The organism is Streptomyces sp. Xyl84, from assembly GCF_059731885.1.
Map to the genome: position 1 here is coordinate 1797024 of NZ_AP029182.1, position 18856 is coordinate 1815879.

General features: G+C 69.1%; 19 protein-coding genes and 2 pseudogenes. 6 read left to right on the forward strand and 15 right to left on the reverse strand.

What is annotated here, in order from left to right; all coding sequences use genetic code 11:
• Nucleotides 1-21: 21 nt before the first annotated feature.
• A pseudogene (locus AC6I72_RS07625) lies at nt 22-138 on the reverse strand (flavoprotein); the annotation flags it as partial.
• Between the two features lie 73 nt (nt 139-211).
• Between AC6I72_RS07625 and AC6I72_RS07630 the strand changes: the two are divergent.
• Nucleotides 212-1215: pseudogene (locus tag AC6I72_RS07630) on the forward strand (IS5 family transposase).
• Here AC6I72_RS07630 and AC6I72_RS07635 read toward each other — a convergent pair.
• On the reverse strand, nt 1146-1673 hold the full coding sequence (locus tag AC6I72_RS07635; RefSeq protein WP_498000112.1) for a flavoprotein: 528 nt from the start codon (nt 1671-1673) through the stop codon (nt 1146-1148). The pseudogene AC6I72_RS07630 and the gene AC6I72_RS07635 overlap by 70 nt on opposite strands.
• 210 nt (nt 1674-1883) lie before the next feature.
• Here AC6I72_RS07635 and AC6I72_RS07640 point away from each other — a divergent pair, with 210 nt between their 5' ends.
• Nucleotides 1884-2930 (forward strand): phosphotransferase, encoded by a 1047-nt coding sequence (locus AC6I72_RS07640; RefSeq protein WP_498000113.1) that lies wholly within the window; start codon nt 1884-1886, stop codon nt 2928-2930.
• Here the strand turns inward: AC6I72_RS07640 and AC6I72_RS07645 are convergent.
• From AC6I72_RS07645 to AC6I72_RS07690, 10 genes are all read right to left on the reverse strand, one after another.
• Complete coding sequence (locus tag AC6I72_RS07645; RefSeq protein ID WP_498000114.1) at nt 2927-3958, reverse strand: glycosyltransferase; 1032 nt, start codon at nt 3956-3958, stop codon at nt 2927-2929. The genes AC6I72_RS07640 and AC6I72_RS07645 overlap by 4 nt on opposite strands.
• A gap of 6 nt (nt 3959-3964) precedes the next feature.
• Nucleotides 3965-4579, reverse strand: a complete 615-nt coding sequence (locus tag AC6I72_RS07650; protein ID WP_498000115.1) for a hypothetical protein — start codon at nt 4577-4579, stop codon at nt 3965-3967.
• Complete coding sequence (locus AC6I72_RS07655) at nt 4573-5499, reverse strand: PIG-L deacetylase family protein (protein WP_498000116.1); 927 nt, start codon at nt 5497-5499, stop codon at nt 4573-4575. Before AC6I72_RS07655 ends, AC6I72_RS07650 begins: the two co-directional genes overlap by 7 nt.
• The gene (locus AC6I72_RS07660; protein ID WP_498000117.1) at nt 5496-6227 is read right to left on the reverse strand and encodes a glycosyltransferase; all 732 of its coding nucleotides are present in this window, start codon (nt 6225-6227) and stop codon (nt 5496-5498) included. The genes AC6I72_RS07655 and AC6I72_RS07660 overlap by 4 nt, the downstream gene beginning before the upstream one ends.
• The gene (locus AC6I72_RS07665) at nt 6224-7003 is read right to left on the reverse strand and encodes an aminoglycoside phosphotransferase family protein (protein WP_498000118.1); all 780 of its coding nucleotides are present in this window, start codon (nt 7001-7003) and stop codon (nt 6224-6226) included. The genes AC6I72_RS07660 and AC6I72_RS07665 overlap by 4 nt, the downstream gene beginning before the upstream one ends.
• Nucleotides 7004-7104: 101 nt before the next feature.
• Nucleotides 7105-7992 carry a glycosyltransferase family 8 protein gene (locus AC6I72_RS07670; protein WP_498000119.1) on the reverse strand — a complete coding sequence of 296 codons (888 nt, stop codon included), beginning with the start codon at nt 7990-7992 and terminating at the stop codon, nt 7105-7107.
• A 65-nt stretch (nt 7993-8057) separates the two neighbouring features.
• Nucleotides 8058-8252 (reverse strand): hypothetical protein, encoded by a 195-nt coding sequence (locus AC6I72_RS07675; protein ID WP_365326935.1) that lies wholly within the window; start codon nt 8250-8252, stop codon nt 8058-8060.
• Complete coding sequence (locus AC6I72_RS07680) at nt 8249-8692, reverse strand: hypothetical protein (RefSeq protein WP_498000120.1); 444 nt, start codon at nt 8690-8692, stop codon at nt 8249-8251. Before AC6I72_RS07680 ends, AC6I72_RS07675 begins: the two co-directional genes overlap by 4 nt.
• A gap of 193 nt (nt 8693-8885) precedes the next feature.
• Nucleotides 8886-10088: a helix-turn-helix domain-containing protein gene (locus tag AC6I72_RS07685; protein WP_498000121.1), complete on the reverse strand. Its 1203-nt coding sequence runs from the start codon at nt 10086-10088 to the stop codon at nt 8886-8888.
• A gap of 90 nt (nt 10089-10178) precedes the next feature.
• Complete coding sequence (locus AC6I72_RS07690) at nt 10179-10802, reverse strand: HAD-IA family hydrolase (RefSeq protein WP_365326929.1); 624 nt, start codon at nt 10800-10802, stop codon at nt 10179-10181.
• 436 nt (nt 10803-11238) lie between these two features.
• On the opposite strand from AC6I72_RS07690, the gene AC6I72_RS07695 reads away from it, so the two are divergent.
• Together AC6I72_RS07695 and AC6I72_RS07700 are read left to right on the forward strand one after the other, a co-directional pair.
• Nucleotides 11239-12060, forward strand: a complete 822-nt coding sequence (locus AC6I72_RS07695) for a hypothetical protein (protein ID WP_498000122.1) — start codon at nt 11239-11241, stop codon at nt 12058-12060.
• 41 nt (nt 12061-12101) lie between these two features.
• Nucleotides 12102-12554 carry a hypothetical protein gene (locus AC6I72_RS07700; protein ID WP_365326926.1) on the forward strand — a complete coding sequence of 151 codons (453 nt, stop codon included), beginning with the start codon at nt 12102-12104 and terminating at the stop codon, nt 12552-12554.
• A 1-nt stretch (nt 12555) separates the two neighbouring features.
• Here the strand turns inward: AC6I72_RS07700 and AC6I72_RS07705 are convergent, their stop codons facing one another.
• Nucleotides 12556-12948: an HIT family protein gene (locus AC6I72_RS07705; RefSeq protein ID WP_498000123.1), complete on the reverse strand. Its 393-nt coding sequence runs from the start codon at nt 12946-12948 to the stop codon at nt 12556-12558.
• Between the two features lie 141 nt (nt 12949-13089).
• On the opposite strand from AC6I72_RS07705, the gene AC6I72_RS07710 reads away from it, so the two are divergent.
• Entirely contained in the window at nt 13090-14547 is a 1458-nt protein-coding gene (locus AC6I72_RS07710; RefSeq protein WP_498000124.1) for a toll/interleukin-1 receptor domain-containing protein, read from the forward strand.
• Between the two features lie 182 nt (nt 14548-14729).
• On the opposite strand, the gene AC6I72_RS07715 is transcribed toward AC6I72_RS07710, so the two are convergent.
• A complete protein-coding gene (locus tag AC6I72_RS07715; protein WP_498000125.1) occupies nt 14730-15239 on the reverse strand; it encodes a toll/interleukin-1 receptor domain-containing protein in 510 nt (169 codons plus the stop codon).
• A 659-nt stretch (nt 15240-15898) separates the two neighbouring features.
• Between AC6I72_RS07715 and AC6I72_RS07720 the strand changes: the two genes are divergently transcribed.
• A protein-coding gene (locus AC6I72_RS07720) for an IS5 family transposase (RefSeq protein WP_498000126.1) occupies nt 15899-16716 on the forward strand; the annotation gives its coding sequence in 2 pieces (ribosomal slippage) (nt 15899-16241 and nt 16241-16716; 819 coding nt in all).
• Between the two features lie 139 nt (nt 16717-16855).
• On the opposite strand, the gene AC6I72_RS07725 is transcribed toward AC6I72_RS07720, so the two are convergent.
• Nucleotides 16856-18844, reverse strand: coding sequence for a serine/threonine-protein kinase (locus tag AC6I72_RS07725; protein WP_498000127.1), 1989 nt, complete (start codon nt 18842-18844; stop codon nt 16856-16858).
• Between the last annotated feature and the right edge of the window lie 12 nt (nt 18845-18856).

Here is an 18856-nt window from a genome sequence, read left to right on the forward strand (position 1 = left end):
GCGCGCGGGCCTCGATCCGGATCACCGTCCGAAGAGACCTGCGCCTCTGCCGTCCAGGAGCTCCAGCGCCTCCTCCCACCGAAAGCGGTCCGCTCCCCCACCCGCCTTCGGCCGGTGCGGCTCGTACGACCCGACTAGGGCACGTATCGAGTCGTGATCAATCTGCGGGATGTGCCTTCGTGGCACGGTCTGGTCCGGTAGACCGTCGTACGTGACACGAGTGCAACTGACTGACCCGGAGTGGGAGTTCATCGAGCCGTACCTGCCGATTGGCGAGTACGGCCCGTACCCCGAGCGGCTGCGGCAGCAGTTCGAGGGAGTGATCTGGCGGTTCAAGACGGGCGGCCAGTGGCGGGAGATGCCGACAGAATTCGGTGCATGGTCGACCGTCCACAACCGCTTCCAGCAGTGGCGTGACGCCGGGGTCTTCGAGGCACTGCTGGAGGGCCTGATCGCGGAAGCCGCGAAGCGCGGTGAGGTGGACCTGTCCTTGGTCAGCATCGACTCCACCACCACCCGTGCCCACCACGACGCGGCCGGGATGCACCTCGGTGAGGACGTTGTCACTGCCCTGGAGAAAGCCGCCGCCGAGGAGGAGAAGGCCAGGTCAAAGGGGGCGGCCTCGAAGAACAAACAGGGCAGGAGACCGAAAGCGATCCCGCGCGGGAAGAACGACGACGCGTCCGGCGTCGGCACAAACTCCGGCTGAAGGCCGCCCTCCTCGGACGCTCCAGGGGCGGACAGACCAGCAAGGTCCACCTCGCCGCCGACCGCAAGTGCCGCCCGCTGGCGTTCATCCTGACCGCGGGCCAGGCAGCCGACAGCCCACAGTTCATCCCCGTCCTGAAGAAGGTGCGGGTGCGCGGGCCCGTCGGCCGCCCCCGCACCCGGCCGGACGCAGTCGCCGGAGACAAGGCTTACTCGTCTCGCGGCAACCGCGCCTACCTGCGCAAACGCCGTATCAAGGCAGTCATCCCGGAAAAGAAGGACCAGGCCGCCAACCGGAAGAAGAAGGGCAGTGGAGGCGGTAGGCCCGTCAGTCACGACACCGGGCTCTACAAGGAACGGAACACCGTCGAGCGGGCGATCAACAGGATGAAAGCATGGCGAGGCATCGCCACCCGCTACGACAAGACCCCGGCGAGCTACCTCGCCGGACTCCACCTCCGGGCCTCCGTGATCTGGATCAAGGACCTCACACGAGCAGCCCCTTGATCACAACCGAATACGCTCCCTAGCACGCCCATCTCCCGCAGCTGGTCCAAGCTCCGGCCGTACGCCGGGTGGGCAGCCATGGCCGCGTTCAAGTACGGCAGGACGACCGTCGGAACGCCCACCCCGTACGCCTCGCACAGGATGCCCAGCGCGAGGGTGTCGGCGATGCCAGCGGCCCACTTGTTGATCGTGTTGAACGTGGCGGGCGCGACGGCGATGGCGTCAGCGGGAGGGAGGGGGCGCGGGTCGCCGGGACTGCGCCACGCCGAGCGGATCGGGTAGCCCGTCTGGGCCTCGACCGCCTCGGTATCAAGGAAGCCGAGGCCCTGGGGTGTAGCTACGACGCCGACGCCCCAGCCCTGCTCATTCGCGGCGGTGATCAGCCGGTGCGCGTCGCCCGCGATGCCGGCGGCGCAGACGACGACGTACAGGAACGGCTTCTCCGACCGATCGTTCATGGCTTTGCCCCCTCGTTGACGCGCTCCCCCGCGGTCACGATTCAGACCCTAGCCGTCGGCATCCGCGGACGGGGCTGGGTAGGAGAAGCCGCCTGCCACCTGCACGAAGGGCACGGTGTCTGAGTACAAGCGTCGGTCGGACCACGGATGCCCGGTGCCGCGCGGTGATCCTTGTGCGCCCGGGTGCCCGGCTCACGTATCGTCGCCAAGGTGACCAACGCGCATGTGGCGAGCAGGCACCGCATTCCCTCCGATGATCTTGCGGAACTGATCAAGGAGTTCGGCCTCGGGGACGTCGTCGACTGGCGTCATCTGGCTGACGGCCTCATGAACGTGAACTGGCAGTTGGCCACGCCGCGAGGGACCTTCGCTCTCAAGCGGGTCACGGATGTGCCACTCGACAAATTGCGCCGCAATCTTGCCGTGTTGCCGGCCCTGGCTGAGGCCAGCATTCCGGTGATCGTCCCTGTGGTGGGCTCGTCGGGTGGGGTCGTAGTCGAGGTCGGTGGGAGCGGGTACTGCCTGTTCCCCTGGGCACGAGGAGCGCACGTTCGTGGCGTGGACCTCCTCCACGCGCAGGTGCGGCGGCTCGGCGCCGTCCTCGCCAAGCTCCACCTGGCGCTCGGGCACGCCGCCGAATCCGGGGTCCTCTCCGCTGTTCCCGTCAGCCTTACCGCGGACGTCGTCACTCCGGAACAGGCGTCGGAGAAGGCCGATCGGCTCGCCGCTGCTGCGCGGGCCCACGGTTCGGGCGACGCCTTCGACGCGGCGGCTCTCGACGCCCTCGCCAAGCGTCGGGTGTTGCTCGCCGAGTCCGCGGCCCTGCGCCCTGCGGGGAACGTTCCCGCAGGGCCGTACGGCTGGACGCACGGCGACTTCCAGTACCGGAACCTCCTCTGGGCCGACGGCGAGCTGACGGCCGTCCTGGACTGGGACCGGCTGGGCGTCCGCCCGTACGCCGAGGAGGTCGTCCGTACGGCACAGGTGCAGTTCGGGGTGGAGGGCGTCTTCGACCTGGAGCGGGTGGCGGCCTTCGTGAGCGGCTACCGGTCGGTGGTCCTGTTGGAGCCGGCCGCGCTGCTCGACGGCGCACGCCGTCTGTGGTGGAAGCGGATGACGGACTTCTGGCAGCTCGAATTCCATTACGACCGGGGCGACCACTCCTGCGACGACCTGTTCATCGCCGACGAGGCGCTCCTCCGCTGGTGGACGGAGCGGCTCGACGAGGTGGAGCGGGCGTTCGGCGGCGCTTTCTAGATCCCCAGTTCCCGGAGCTCTGGGAGGCACGGGCGGGTGAAACGTGCCGCTCTGGTCCGTGCCCGCTCCCCCAGCGCTTCGCGGTCCACGTCGCGGATCGCTCGCGCCCACGCCTCGGGGCCGGCGGTGGCGTGCAGGACAATCCCGGTGTCGCCGATGGCTTCAGGGATCCCGCCCCGGTTGGTACCGATGGTCGGGATGCCGTGGAGGGCGGCCTCGACGATCACGCGGGGGAAGGCGTCTTCCACGGTGGACGGGGCCAGCAGAAGGCGGTGGCTACGGTACAGCGGCTCCATGTCGTAGACACGGGGCACATACGTGACGTTCGGATAGGCCGCGAAGTCGGCAGACGTGTCCCACCAGCCCTCGACCAGGGTGAAGAGCTGCTCCGGCATGAGGCGGATGAGCTGGTGCAGCAGCTCGGCGCCTTTGGCGGGGATGGGGTTGACCATCAGTACGGCTGGGGTGCGCTCCGTGTCCGTAGCCGGTCGTGGGTGGGCGAACGGCGGGTACACCACGTCGATGCGGGTGCCGGGCGTGTGGGGTGCCCGGTCTCGGACGAACTTCGACACAGCAAGCCCATAGTGGGGACGGCCGGCGAGGACGCCCAGTCCGGTGGCGGAGACGGAGTGGAGCAGGCCGGCGACGAGGGTGGTCGGCTTCGCCAGTTCGGCCAGCCTCGCTGATCCTTCCTGGGCAGTGAACACGACGTCGGGGCGGAGTTCCCCCAGGAGGCTGCCCAGGGCGTGCTCCACGTTGTTCTGCGTCAGCGCCACGCACTCGACCCCGTTCCACCGGTAGCGCAGGGTGCCGTTCGCTTCGTCGTACGGGACGCGATGCCTGTGGAGATGGGCGCGCATGTCTGGGATTTGGGTGACTCCGTCCCACGGCGCCTCGTGTGAGCCGAGGTAGGTGACGCGCCAGCCGGCGGCGGCGAGTTCTTCGGCGAGGAGTTGCTGGGTGACCTCGGCGCCGCCGATGAGGAAGGGGGGCGGGGTGCGGCGCCAGGCGAAGAGGGCGGTGGGCACCGGCGGTCACCTCGTCCAGAAACCGACGAGAGCTTCCACGGCCCGGGCGACTTCGTCCGGGTCGGCGTCGGCGGCGAGGACCGTGATCTCTCGCGTCATGGACCGGCGGGCCGTGTGGACGAAGTAGTCGCGTGCGTGGTGAAGGAAGCCCGGCTCGTGGAGGAAGTACTCGGACTCGGCGGCGGTGTGGCCGGCGGTCTTCCGGCGGAGGTGGAGCGTCTCGGCCGGTACGTCGAGGTAGAGGGTGTGGTCGGGGCGAAGGAACGGGAGCGTCTTGAGCCGGTGGTGGAGCTGGTGGTGGACGCCGTACCCGAACAGGGCGTCCAGGGCGTACGCGTGGGCGAGGAGGGTGTCCACGGAGCGGTCGAGGACGACGAGCTGCTTGCCGCTCGCGGCGGCCTCGGCCACTCGGGTCGCCTCGATCTCCATGAACCGCTCGAAGGCTGCCAACTGGACGGCCGCGGAGTCGGTTCGGGCCGGAGGGATGTCATCGCGGTGGGCGATGTGCTTGACGTAGCAGTCGGAGACGAACGCGCGCGAGCCGAGGGCGGTGTGGCGGAGGTGGCGTATCGCCGTGGACTTGCCGGCGTAGGAGGGCCCCTCCAGGGCGATGATCAGCACGTCGGCGACTCCGTCCGGTAGAAGCGTTCGGCGTACGGGCCGGGCCCGTCGGCGAGGTCGGCCGCCGTGGTGAAGGCGTGCCGGATCGGCCGGTACATCTTCCGGGCCGGGTGCATCTGCGAGCCGTGCATCCGCAGGACGGTGACCTTGTCCAGGACGACGTCGGTGATGTCGACCAGCTCGGGCCGCATGGCCGCCCCCGTACGCGTACGGAACAGGTGCTGGTCGCAGCCGACGAGCGCGTACGTCGCCCAGAAGGCGAGGTCCTCCCAGAACCAGGTACAGCCGAGACGGACGGCCGCTTCGTGGACGAGGAGGTGGTCGGGGTGACGGGTGACGGCGGCGGGGGCGAGGAGCTCGGCGTCGGGGTGGAGCGCGGCGATCCGGCGCAGCTCCTCGGTGACCCGGTCGAGCCGTTCGGGGTCGTAGGGCCTGTACGGCGGCTCGGCGTCCTTGTATCCCAGAAGGAGTCGGCGGGCAGCGAACGGTGCGAGCGCGGCGGCGCCCTCGCGGTCGCGCAGCTCGGACACCGTGTCGACGTCGGCGTACGTGGCCTCGAGGGTGGGGTGCACGCTCCTGGACCGGGTGAAGACGGTGACCACGGTCAGCGGTCGGGGGCGGGCGAGGAAGGCGCCCGAGGCGGAGAGGGCGAAGTCGTCGTGGTGGGGTTCGATGACGAGGACCGGGCGGCCGGCAGGGGTGCGGGCCTCGACGTAGTAGGGGACGCGGGTGTGGGGCGCCGTCACCTCCAGGACGCGGTGGTCCGTGGCCCGGTAGCGGGTGGCGAGCTGCTGGGTGTGCGTCCGGTGGGCGCGGTGGAGGTCGTTGGGGAAGGTGTAGATGCCGCTGCCGTCCGGAACCGGCAGGCCGACGGCGGGCAGGGTCTTGGGCTGGGGCCGCACGGGGGTCTCCTTCGTCATCGCACGGTGGTCTCGTACCAGTGGCGCCACATGCGGGGCGACCGGAGCCGCAGGCGGGCGGTGACGGGGTTCTGCCACCAGAGCATCCGCAGGCTCGACCACTGGTCGTAGCGGCGGGTCGACGGGCGTACGCGCAGGTCGTCGAGGATCGCCACGGGCCGTCCGGTGGCCTGGCCGTGGGCGCTGAGCCGGGCGAAGAACTCCACGTCTTCGCTCATGAACAGGTCGTCCCGGTACCCGCCGACGTGGTGGAAGGCGTCGGCGGTGCAGAACTGGTTGACGCCCTGGGCTCCGCCGCGCCGGGTGCGGTAGTGGTCCCAGTAGGCGCACAGCAGGCGGGCTCCGAGCCGCTCGGGTGTGTAGAGCGGCGGGATGGCGCCGCCGACGGCGCCGGCGTCCATGGCGGCAGCGGCGGCCGTGACCGCTTCCAGGGGTAGGGCCACGTCGGCGTCGGTGAAGAAGAGACGGCCGCTGCGGGCGGCGCTCGCGCCGGTGTTGCGTACCCGGCCGATGTTGCGGACGGACTCGGTGACGACGCGGGCGCCGAAGGAGGCGGCCATGTCGGCGGGGGCGTCGGTGCTGGCGTTGTCGACGACGATCACCTCCCCTGTGCGGCCGGTGACCTCCTCCCAGCGGGCGAGGGAGGCGAGGACGGAGGGCAGGTAGCGGGGCAGGTAGGCGACCTCGTTGAAGGCCGGGATCACCACCGACAAGGCAGGGGTGGTCATCGGTACGTCCTTTCGGGACGGGGTACGCGGAAGAGGTGCGGGGTCCGGCGGCTCAGCTCGTCCAGGCGGCCGGCCCACCGGGCGCGGTCGTCGCCGGGTTCGGAGTGGGCCCAGCAGCGCAGCGTATGGAAGACGGCCCAGGCCGTCAGCTGGTGGTGGTCCAAGGCGAGCGGATAGGCGTCGGTGACCGTGCGGGCCCGGTCGGAGGCGATGGCGCCGGACATGACCAGGGTCTGGGCCACGTCGGACTCGCGGGGGCCGGCTGCGGCGTCGGTGAAGTCGACGAGGTGGCGGACGGCTCGGGGCCCGGCGAGCACGACGTTGTCGCCGTGCAGGTCGCCGTGGCACCACACCGGGGCAGCCGCGGGGGCGTCGGCGATCGCGGCCAGGGCGGGCGCGATGCGATCCAGAGCGCTCGGCGGACAGCGCCGACCGATCGAGGTGACCTGCTCATGGAGCGGCCGGCGCGGGGCCCACGGCTGGACCGGGGCCCGGTGCAGGCGGCCGAGCAGACCGCCGAGGTCCCTCAGGGCTCGCTCGTCGCCCACCCGGCCGGACCGCACGGCGCTTCCCAGGGTGAGCGGGCCAAGGTCCGCAGTGATCAGAGCGGTCACCTCGTGGCCGGGCACGTGTCCGTGCGCGAGGACGGCGGGCACGGAGACGTGCTTCGCGACGGCCCGGACCGCCACCGCCTCAGTCTCCGCGTTACGACGGGCGGTGACCGCGTACAGCTTGATGACCACGCTCCGGCCGTCGGTCAGAAAGGCCCGGTACACAACCGTCCTCGACCGCGCCGACAGGCGGTGTGCGGCACGAACCGGAACCCCCACGAGACCGAAGGCGGCCCGCGCGACGGCCGCGGGTACGTTCGTCGTGCTCACCACGCACCCGCCGGTTCTGCCCCGAAGGCACCCAGGCGGCGGACGTGCCGAAGGGCGACCGCCAGGTGCCGCCGGTACTCGGCCACGTCCTCGGTGACGGGACAGTCGGCCTGCCAGGGCTTCTCGGGGCCGACGAAGTGCACGAGGGCCGCGGCCGGGTCCGGCCTGAGCGACCGGGTGACGACCCGCCGCACCCAGTTGCCCCGCTCCAGGAACCGACCGGTCTCGAACCTGTTGAGCCCGGCGGCGGCCGGCCGCACACGGCCGGAGTGCAGGAGCCACAGGTTCAGGGCGTCCTGGTCGTTGTGGAGGATGTGACGGCGGCCGTGGATGAGCGCGTGCTCGACGCCCTTGCGGACGTCGGGCATGTGGCCGGTGCGGGTCCAGAGAACGCCAGCGTTGAAGTAGGGACGGCCGCGCAGGTGGGGCCAGCGTTCGGCGGCCCCAGGCAGCGCCGGGCACTCCCCTACGGCCGGGTTGAACTCGTCGCGTACAGCACCGACCTCGTCCTCCACGAGGGAGTCGAGCGGATTGGTGATGTCTCCGCGTACGAGCACGTCCGCGTCCACGTAGATCAGGTAGGGCCGGCGGACGAAGTCCGGCGTGAACTCGAACCGCAGGTAGGTGGTGACGGTGATGTACAAGGCGTCCGCCATGCGCGAGGCGCGCAGCGGGGCGCAGCGGCGGAGGTCGAAGGAGCCGAAGCCGGTCCGCTTGGCGAAGTCGGAGAGGAGCAGGGCCTGCGCCGGGGTGAGGTCGAGGGTGAGCACCCGTACCGCTGCGTTGCGGCGGGCGACGGGGGTGAGGCCGTCGGCCAGGCCCGCGATCGCGGCGAGGCCGGGTACGAGGTACTGCTGGTCGATGCAGAGACCGAACGCGTACACAGGGCGTCGCCTTTCAGGCGTGGTGCACGGAAGGGAGTGAGGGACGGGACGGTGAGCGCGGAAACTCACCGGTTGTCCTCGCCGCCGGAGGGAGCGAGGACCTTGAGGCTGTCGGGGTCGTCGGTCTCCCAGTAGGGCCCGCCCCCGGTCGGCGGCCGCAGCACCCACACGGTGCCGCCGGCACGGACGTCGGTGACGATCGCCCGCCGTCCGTTTCCGTCCCTGACGAGGTCGCCGACCCATGCGCGCCGGGCGGTCACGAGGTGCCCTCCTCGGGTGCTTCGGTCTGGGTGAACCAGCCCGACGCCGCGTCCGCGAGGCCGCGGCGTCGGGCCTGAGCCGGCGTACGGCGGGCCGGGGTGCCGCTCGACGCGTCCGCGAGGAACCCTCCCCGATCGCGGAGAAGCACGCTGAGGGCCGCGAACTGAGCCGCGTCGGAGGCGACATGGGCCGCCGCGCTGACGACGACGCCCCGGATCATCCCGGCGGACAGGGCGGCCGTGACCGCCTGCCATCCCGGCCGCTCAGCGAGCGGCAGCGCCGGGTCGGAGTCGGACCAGGCCCCGGCGACGTGCCAGTGCCGGGCGTCGGCGTAGTAGCGGCCACGCTCCTCGCTCTCGCTGAGAGCGGTGGAGGACGGGGCGCAGGAGTAGACGGCAACGGGCACGTGCCCGAGACCGCCGGGCGGGTTGTTCGGCATGCCTCCAGGCTGCTGGCCTGCGATGCTCGGGCCCAGGCATGGCCCGTCGCAGCGGAGGAACCTCGTACCGGGCTCGGCTGCCACGTCCCGTGGCAGCGGATGCGGACTCCGCCGTGGGGCTGGCACGGCCCGTAGCAATCACGCTGGTGGAACCCGCGGAGCTACTACGGACCGTGGTACTGCGACCCGTCCCTCAGCGCACCCCGAGCGGGACGCCTGCGGAGTTGGCGAGCCCGCGCAGCCGGTTGACGGACACGCCGGCGAGCCTGCTGATGATGACGCCGGGAAGCATCTGGTGGCGCACCCAGCCGGGAGCCATCTCACACACCGTTTGGAGGGTGTCGGCGGCGGTCTCCCACCGTCGGCATTCCACCTGGGTGAGAGCGACGTCCAGGCCGAAGCGGGCTCGGGTGGCCAGCGGCACGCTGGCGTCCAGGCGGACGGTGTCCATGAGGCGTAGAGCGCCACCTGTGTCGCCGAGGGCCACCGCGATGCTCATCGCCTGCGTGGCGGCGTACATCGGCCCGTACGGCTGGGCGTGCGAGCCACGGGCGTGTTCGTCTCCGATGCGGGCAGCGACGGCGTGTGCCTGGGAGAGGTACTCGCGGGCGTGGTCCGCGCTGGCCCCGCGCCGGGAGGCGGCGACGGCGGCGTTCGTGACGAGCTGGCCATAGACGCTGAGCCGGTCCGGGTCGTGCTCGCTCATCTTGGGCTCGATCCGGTCGGCCTGGGCCGCTGCGAGGAGGAAGCCCTGCTTGGTACGGCCATCGCGGAGGTTGACCCATGCGGTCGTGGCAGCGAGATGGGCGTCGCGCAGTTCGTCCCCGCCCTGGACGGCGATCTGCCGTCCGTACGTCAACGCCGCGTACGCCAGGTCTCGCGAGCCGAGCACGTTGGCGGCCATGCCCGCGGTCTGGAAGGTGTCGATCAGGACGCCGGCAGCGGCCTCCCGTTCATCGAGACCGGCGGCGTCGAACCTGGCGCGGGCTTCTGGAAGGAGCCGCCCGAGGAGGGTGCCGAGCTCGGTGTACCGCCCCTCCCAGTAGGCGGCGTCCGCCCGACGCACGACCGCTCGAAGTTCCTCGACGCTGCCCGGCTCGACATCGGCGGGGATACCGATGGCAGCGTCGTGGGTCGCTGCGGAGACCAGGCGCAGCGCGGCCCTCTCGTCGCGGTCCATGGAGCGGCGCGGCGCCTGCTGCCCGAGGAGCACGGCGATGTCCGTACCGAGCGCGTCGGCGATCGACAGCAGCGACGGCAGGGAAGCCGACCCGCCACGTTCGAGCTTGCGGACGACGCCGACGGACACACCGGCCGCCTCCGCTAACTGCTCCTGCGTCATGGCACCGCGCAGCGCCTTCAAGCGCTCAGAAGTGGTGTACTCCGACCACTGCATGCTCCAGAACCTCCGCGTGATGGGCCCCACACGGACAGTACTCACAGAAATGGGGCGGCGGACAGCCTTCGGCCAGGCGGCAGTTGACGCTCAGACCGTGAGCACAGCTGTGACGCCGAGAAGAGCCTCCAGCTCCGCCACGGCCCTGTCCTCGTCGGTGACGTGAACGGTCGTGATGCCCAGCTCGGCAGCCGGCGGCAGGTTCACCTCGTGATCGTCCACGAACACGCACCGCTCGGCAGGCAACCCGATCCTCTCCAGCGCGAGCCGGTAGATAGCCGGGTCCGGCTTCGCCAGCCCCTCCAGCTCGGACACGACGTGCACGTCGAAGAGGTCCCAGATACCCACGTGCTCGTACGGGTTGAACGGATCGAGCCCGAAGCTGTTCGACAACAGCGCGAGCCGGTGGCCGGCGGCCCGCGCGGCACGGCCGAGCGCGATCATCCGACGCGCCGGAGGAACATTGGCCCAAGCCCGTCCCATCAGGTTCACGGGGTCCACGTGCTCTCCCAGCAGCGCCGCTGTGCCCTCGTTCCACTCGGCCTGCCCGATCTCCCCGATCTCCAGCGCCGCGTACAGCCGCCGGCCTTCGGGATGATCGTTGAGGGTGGCACGCCACGCCCCCGGCTCCAGTCCCTCGGACACGCACCAGGCCCGGTGGACCTCGATCGGGCTAGCGGTGAGCACCCCAGCGAAGTCCAGGATCAATCCCATCTGCTTATCCCCACCAACGCTGTTCCCGCGCACCATCTGGTGTTCGCCCCTTCCGAGATCGGTCTCGCACGGGGACGCTACCGCGCAACCACCGGCCCGAAGTACACGAGGAGAAGTCCGCCAAGAGGCGCAACCCGATTCTCGGTGTGCGGGCGGCGGTCAGGTCGTGCGTGGAGGCAGGCGGCGCGAGTGGAGCCTATAGCAGGCGGCCAAACGAGTCGGCGACGAGCTGGATGTCCATGTCGTGACGCTATGCGCCTGACCGAGCAGTGCGTGGTGTCAGCAGCGATCCGGCCGATCGGCAGCAAAGTGGCGTCCAGGATCGCGAACGCACTGCTACGCACCCAGTGCCCACGCATGACCCTGGTAGAGCAGGTCGTCGGCCTGACAACTCCGATACGGTCGCCGAAGCAATCGACTCGCAGGAGGGTGCTCCATGCTCAGCATGTTAGGGGCCTTGGTGCTCTGGCTGATTCAGATCGTGGGCACGTGGGTGCTCGTGGGCCTCACCGTCGTGGCCCTGTTTCTCCGGACATCCTTTTCTCTGTTCACGCTCGCGCGCACGATCGTCACCGCCGCCGTCGTGCTGACCCTGGCGTATCGCTACGGGCTCGCCACTGACGGGTTCTTCGGGTGGGTAGACGCCGTCATCGTCAAGTACGGGCTGATGGCGATCGTCACGAGCATCGTCCTCGTTGTCCTGGCAGGCGTGTACGTCCTTGCCGTCCCGCCTGACAGACGCCGCCCCCGACTGGTTCGCCTCTTCCTCATCAACGGCCACGAGTTCACGACTCCTGGCCCGCTCTCCGTCCTAGCGCTGGCGAGCGCGACAACCGGTGTGGTGGCCTGGTCGATGAACTCGATCGGGGAATACGGCAACGCATTCGTAAGCCTCGTCACCGGGATCCTTGTCCTGCTTCCCGCAGCGGTCTTCCTCCTCTTCGCTCCTCTCAGCGTCGCGGGCACGATCTTCAACGCAGCAAACGCCCACCCCACCCTTCCCGCCCTCGCAGCACCGTTCGTGACAGTGGGTGCAATCGTCATGGACCGGTTCTCCGGCAAGATCATCGCCACGCCCGACAACCTCAAGGACCCGTTCGCGCTCGCGGGTCTCCTTATCACCGTGACCCTCAGTGCCGTCGAGCTCGTCCGGCTCAGAGCACGCGGTCAGGGCCTTACGCAGGACGCGGGAGCAGGCGGGGAGCCAAGCCCGGTCCCCATCGGCGAGACGGGGTCGGCAGCACCGACCCCACGGTAGTCTCTCGCCGTGGACATGCCCGAAGGAGGGGGACCGCGTCGGTGAGCATCAGCAGCGACGAAGCGAACGTCAGGACCACCACCAGCGGCACTCCGTTGAGCGCCGACCGGATCAAACACCTGGAATTCATCCAGGCCATCGTCACCAGGTTGGGTAACAACTCGTTTCTGCTCAAGGGTTGGGTGATGACTCTCACCGCCGCCACCCTGGCACTCTCGGCAGGCCGGCTCAGTTGGCAGATCGCACTGAGCGGAATTGTCCCCCTGTTGGGCTTCTGGTTCCTCGACTCGTACTTCCTGCGCCAAGAACGGCTATTCCGGGCCCTGTACGAAGCCGCCCGGACCCCCGACAGCACCGTGGAGATGCTGTCGATGAACGTCGGACCGTACCTGTCGAGGGTGACGCTGGCAAAGGCCGCCTTCTCCCAGACACTGGTGCTGTTCTACGGCGCCCTGCTGATCGCCCATTTTGTGGTCGTCCTTGTGGCCCGCTGAATCAGGTCCTCGGAGGCCCGGGCGGGCGCAGCAAGGCGGCCATCTCATCGGCCAGTCCGTCGAGCACGGCCGCGTGCCGCACACCTTCTCCGTCTCCCGGCCAGAGAGGCCCCATGGCGTCACCCCGCCACCGTGGAACGAGATGGACATGGGCATGGAACACGGTCTGAGTGGCGGCGGATCCGGCGGAATGGATGACGTTCATGCCCTCGGGGGCGAGATGGTCGCGCAAGGCGGCTCCGACGCAGAGTGCGGTCGCGAGCAGTCGTTCTGCCTCCGTCGACGCCATGGCCCAGAGATCCGGCGCATGAGTCCGGGGTACCACAAGTGTGTGGCCGAGGGTCGCCGGGACCATCGGGAAGAACGCCACGGCATGGTTGTCCTCAAAGATCATTCGTGCCGGTCCACGGCCGACCGCGATGGAACAGAACGGGCACGGTTGCATGGACGTTCTCCTTCGAGGTCCGGAGTTCTTCGGAGCAATCCCCCATTACCACCCTGGCAGTAGGAACGAACGAGAAGGGGCGACACCGCCGTGGGAGGCGTCTTCATCAACTACCGCAGAAGCCCACGCGCCACACCTGCGGTGCACCGACTGCGTGAACGGCTCGGCCGCCACTTCGGCGACGCTCAGGTCTTCCTCGACACGTCGTCGATGCTGCCGGGCAACCGCTACCCGGACGACCTCAGACGCCGCGTGCACGAATGCGAGGTTCTGCTCGTCACCATCCCAGAGGACTGGCTGGAAGCACGGGACCCGTCCGGCCAGCGATGCCTCGACCGCGCGGGCGACTGGGTGCGGCACGAGATCGAGCTGGCGCTCGCCGCCGGGAAGACCGTGATCCCCCTGCTCCTCGACGCCGCGGAGCCGCCGTCACCCGAGCTACTTCCCGCGTCGATCCGCGATCTATCCCTGCGACAGGCACATCGCATCACTGCGGACGGCTGGGACGAAGCCGTAGAGGAGTTGGTCGCCACGCTGGAGACCCTGGTAGCACCGGAGTGGGTGCCGATCCCCTCCGAAGAACGACCGCCACGACGGCCCGGCCGGCTGCTCGGCTGGGCCACCGGCCTCCTCGCCGCCGCGCTCTGCGTCCTCGTACCGTGGGCCGCGACGGCCGGAGGGCCGACCCCGGAACCGGGCGACGATCCGGCCGCCCTGCTGCTGGCCCTCGCGTCCCTCGGGCTGATGGGCCTCGTCCTGGGCGCCGTGCTGCTGTCCTGCGGCCCCGTGCGCCGCCCCGTCCAGGCGTGGGAACGTGACCTGCAGGACGCCACACAGGAGAACTACCTCCGGGCGACCTATCCGGTGCCGGTCTTCCTCCTGTTGTTCGCGGCGGTCGTCGTGATCCAAGCGTGGGGGCGGAGTCCCGGCTTCGCCGTCGTACTGATGCTGGGCACGTGCATCGCTGTCGGCCCGATGGCAGCCCGCTTCGTGCGCTCCCTCAAAAAGGACCGCGAACGGTGGGTGCGGTGGCCGGAGGCGATGCCCGCGGCGGCTCCGGTGGCGGTGGTACGGCGGGAGATCACCCGCCTCGACGTGCGTACGCAAGGGTGGAACGCGCCGATCCGGCGAGAGCAGCGGGACCAGGCACGGTTCGCGCTCGGAGAACTTGCGGAAGCGGTGGCGGCTCAGGGACGGGCGGCGGAACGCGGACGGTTGCTGTGGCTGCGCGAGGCGCAGCCCTGGGTATTCAGCGGGTACGTCCTCTGGCTGGCGCTCACCGTCGCCCTCACGCTCGCCTGGACCCTCCCCCTCGGAGGCGGACTCGAAGGCTGGGACTGGGCGCGGCTGCACGCAGCCCCCGTGGCCGCCGGAGCCGTGGGCTTCGGGCTGTCCTGGACGACCATGGAGTGCGCGTACCGCTACCAGCGGCGACAGCGCCGGATGTTCCACACGGAGGCGGCGCGCCGGCTCGCGGTGGTGGAGGCACGGGTCGACACGCTGAGCTCCCCGTCCCGTACGCGGCTGGTGACGGGGACGAAACGCTAGTGCTGTTTCCGGGAACGCGCAGCCGACTCCCGGTGGCGATGGCACCCTTCGGAGGCGGGCGACAGCAGCTGGTCGCCCGTCCTACAGCTCGTCAGGAACAAGATCCGCAGGCCCTTGGACACCCTGCCAGCCAAGGGCGTCAAACATGAGACCCTCAGCTCAACCCACTCTGAAACAATCAGTTAGGTCGCCGGCATCTGGTCGTCCTCAACGGCCACCAACTCTGCGATCTTCATGGCAACTACTGCCATAGAATCCTCAGCCGTGTCCAACCCGTTTCGGGATGCAAGTAGAGGGCTGACGTTCCGGAGTTCGCCGTAGGTCGTCTCATGCATGACAGGGAGCAGTACGTTACGCGCAAGAAGCTCCGATAGTTCCTTGTCGGAGACGCCACCACGCTGCAGTCGCGTCAGTAGCGCAGGGGTCACAAGGACGAGACCCGTACGCGACCTCGCCAACCCTTTGTCGATTTCTCGCATAAAGGGTAGGCCGAGCGCGATGTCCTTCTCACTGAACCAGACTGACACACCCTCCGCTTCCAGCAGGTTGCACAGATCCGTGGCAGCACCACGCCGATCATCCCACGCGTGGCAGAGGAAAACATCGCGAAGGTCAGGCTGTTGATGCGCGCGCAACACGGCGGCATCGCGTACAGGGGCCAGATCCTTTACCTCGCCAGGCGTGTAAATCACGGAGGAGGTGCTTGGTGACCACGGAGCCCGCGTTTTCCTGCTACCGGAGCTGCTGCTACTGATCGCACCACCCCCGCCACCGCTCCGCGGAGTGTAGGCCGGCGGCGAGTAGTAGGACCGCGGCGACGAGTACCCGTAGCCGCCACTGCTACACGCAGGGCACGCCGCACGTCCGCTAGCGGTCTGATGACCCCGAACTGGGGCTGTACAGCGACTCATAAGAACATGATACTCGCGCGACTACCGATTCAACCGTGTCCCGTCTGATCTACAAATTTTCCGAGTACGCAGCCATCCGCCAAGTTGCATTCGATTCTGACGCGTCTATTGGAGACTTCACGGCGGCCCTCCGCTGGCACTGCGGGACCGGCACAACAAGATGCCGAGCAACACCCAGATAGCCCCGCACAATCCCCGAGCATCCCAGCACAGCGGGCAGCTGAGGCCGGACGCGATCGCCTCTAGGGCCCCCTTGCCGTCGTCCCGAAAACAGTCGAAATTTTCGTCGCCCTTGGGCCACACGGAGCGTCCGTGCAGGTCAGAGCCATCCCACTCCCTCACCCATCAAGTGCCTTCTAAGCACTCGGCAGCGAAGCTGCGCGACACGCCAAAGGCGTTTAGACCGTGTCCTATGTGGTGAGGCGGTCGTTGAGGTCGTCATGGGGCGGGGTACGTGGAGTTGGATTGTTCCGGACGGGCTGTGGGAGATCGCGAAGCCGCTGATCCCGCCCTCTCGGGTGCGGCCGCAGGGCGGCGGAACGCCGGACACACCTGATGAGACTCTGTTCGCCGCGATCATCTACGTCCTGGTCAGCGGTTGTGCCTGGCGGGCCCTGCCGCCCTGCTTCGGGGTCTCGAAGTCCACCGCTCATCGCCGATTCCTGATCTGGTCGCGGGCCGGGGTGTGGGGCCGACTGCACGAGGAGATCCTGCACCGCCTCGACGACGCCGGCCTGCTGGACCTGTCCTGTGCCGTTCTCGACTCCGCCCACGTCCGGGCGAAAAAGGGGGCGAACTCACAGGTCCGAGCCCCGTGGACCGCGGCAAAGCGGGTTCCAAGATGCACGTCCTGTCGGACGCGAACGGACTGCCCCTCCTCGTCGGCCTCTCGGCCGCCAACACCCACGACAGCCAGGCACTGAAGCCCATGGTGCTCGGTCACCAAACGAGACACGACCCCCATCGCGGACGTCACTTCAAACCCCAGCGTCTGCATGCCGACAAGGCCTACGACATACCTGAGCTGCGGAGATGGCTCCGCGGAAGGCGTATAGGAGTCCGCATCGCACGCAAGGGCGTGGAGTCCAGTGAACGGCTCGGGCGACGCAGGTGGGTGATCGAGCGCACGATGTCCTGGCTGACGGGCTACCGCCGGCTCAACCACCGCTACGAACGCTACCCCCGCAACTACCTGGCCTTTCTCGGCCTCGCCTCAGCCATCTGCTGCTACAAGCGACTCGTCCGCCTCACCACATAGGACACGGTCTAAGGCCCCAGTTGGAACCTCACCAAACCTCAATGCCAGCCCAGCGGGGTGCACTCGCTGGGCTGGCAGGCCCAAGGTCCTGCGTTCGGCTGGCCTCGACCGGACGCAACCATGGAGGGCCGAGGGGAGGTCAGCTTGTGCAGCTGCCGGCCGTGCCCCAGCGAAGGAACTCGGTATCTCCAGCGCCGTCAAGGACCGCCACAGCGTACTGTGCGTAGCCCCATCCCTGCCCCGCGCGAGATTCCGCGAGAACTGTCTGGCAGGCCACGCCCGCGGCGGCCTCTGCCCACTCCTCTCGCGTGCTCTGGTCCCACTCAGGCTTCGTGGCCCACACGTACATCACGCCTTCATGCGGAGCGAAGCCGATGCTGGTGTTCTCGTCGCTGAGGTAGCGGGGGTCCTCGAATAGCCGGGAGTTGGCGTTCCAGTCGACAAAGAGCTGATGGACCGCCTCGGTGGCCACCCTGATTTCACGCTTGTCGATGCTGGGGATCTGGGCCGCGGCCAGTCCTTCTTCGGTGGGGTGCCAGCTCGGCTCCTGCCCGGGGTCGGCGGCAGTGCGGTCGATGGTCTGCGTGATGCAGCCGGTGTTGGCGCGGAAGTCGTCCTCCCACACGATCGCCGGCGCCGTGGACGTGGTGTTGTCGACCAGGACGTACTCGTCGTACGGAAGGGACTTGTAGATGCCCGCCATCATGCGCAAGGTGAGGCAGGCGTTCTTGGCCACTCCCTGCACGACGCGTGACTCCATGGCCGGACCGCTGATGGATATGTAGAGCTCTCTCCGGGCCGGGGCGTAGCCCACGTCGTACTGACCGCTGTAGTTGTACTCCTCGCCCATGCCGTAGCTGAGGTCGTGTCCGAGTGCGGCCTCGGTCTCGATCTCCGCCTCCCCCTTGGCTCGACGAGTCGCACGCCACGTGGCGATCGTCGCCTCGTCCGCGTTCGCAGGAGTAGGGGATGACGCGGCTTCCACCACAGCCTGGGAGCTTGCTGCGGGTGAAGCGGAAGCCGGCATGGTGGCGGTCTTGCTGGGGGATGCGCTGGCGGGAGGGCGGGAACTCGTCGAAGCCGTCTCCGTCTTGTCGGGCTGCAGGGCCAGCGCTCCACCCGCCAGGCTGCCTATGACAGTGCCCACCACCGCCGCGATGCCGACGAGTCGTCTGCTGGAACGGGCAGGACGTCTCCAGTTCGGGTCGTCCAGAGTGGGGACGGCCCACTGGGCAGCGACGAGATCGCCCACCAGTGTCGGTTCCACACCGGGCGGCGCGACCTGTGTGGCCTGTGCTGCGAGGAGGGCGACGCATGTCTCGGCGGCGTCCCACGCAGTGACTCGGTCCCCCGGCTCCTTGGCGAGAGCGCTGCTCACGACGGCGTGGAGTTCGCCGGGAAGGCCACGCAGATCAGGATTCTCGGACATGACCCGGTAGGCGACCGCGTCGGGGGCTCCCCCGCCGAAGGGCACGCGACCGGTGGCTGCGAAGGCTATGAGGGCGCCCCAGACAAACATGTCGCCCTCGGGACCCGTCGTACCGGTGCGGTAGTGCTCAGGGCTGATCCATCCTGGGGTTCCGGTCAGAATGCCGGTGCGCGTCACGGATGTGCCGTCGGCGGCATGGGCGATGCCGAAGTCCAGGACTCGGGGACCGACCGGGGTCAGGATGACGTTCTGCGGCTTGACGTCCCGGTGGACGACACCCGCCGCGTGAATGGCCGCGAGGGCCTGGGCTGTGCCCGCAGCAAAGGCGTAGAGGGTTCCACTGGCCAGCGGCCCGTGCGCGGCGATGTACCGATCGAGAGTGAGCCCCGGGGCATAGGCAGTGGCCAGCCACGGTGACGGTGCTTCGGCGTCAGCAGCGATCAGGGGTATGAGGCACGGGCCCTGGACACGAGCGGAGAGCTGCACTTCTCGGCGGAAGCGCGCCCGGAACTCCGCGTCGTCCGCCTGAGCAGGGTGAACCACCTTGACCGCGACCCGTAGCCCGGCGGCGTCGAGGCCGGCGAACACCGTGCCCATGCCCCCTGAGCCGAGGCGTCCGATGATCCGATAGGGGCCGACGCGCTTGGGGTCACCGGGGTGGGCAGCCAGCACCCGCCCACCAGAACGAGCACTGCTCACCGGGCTTCCGAT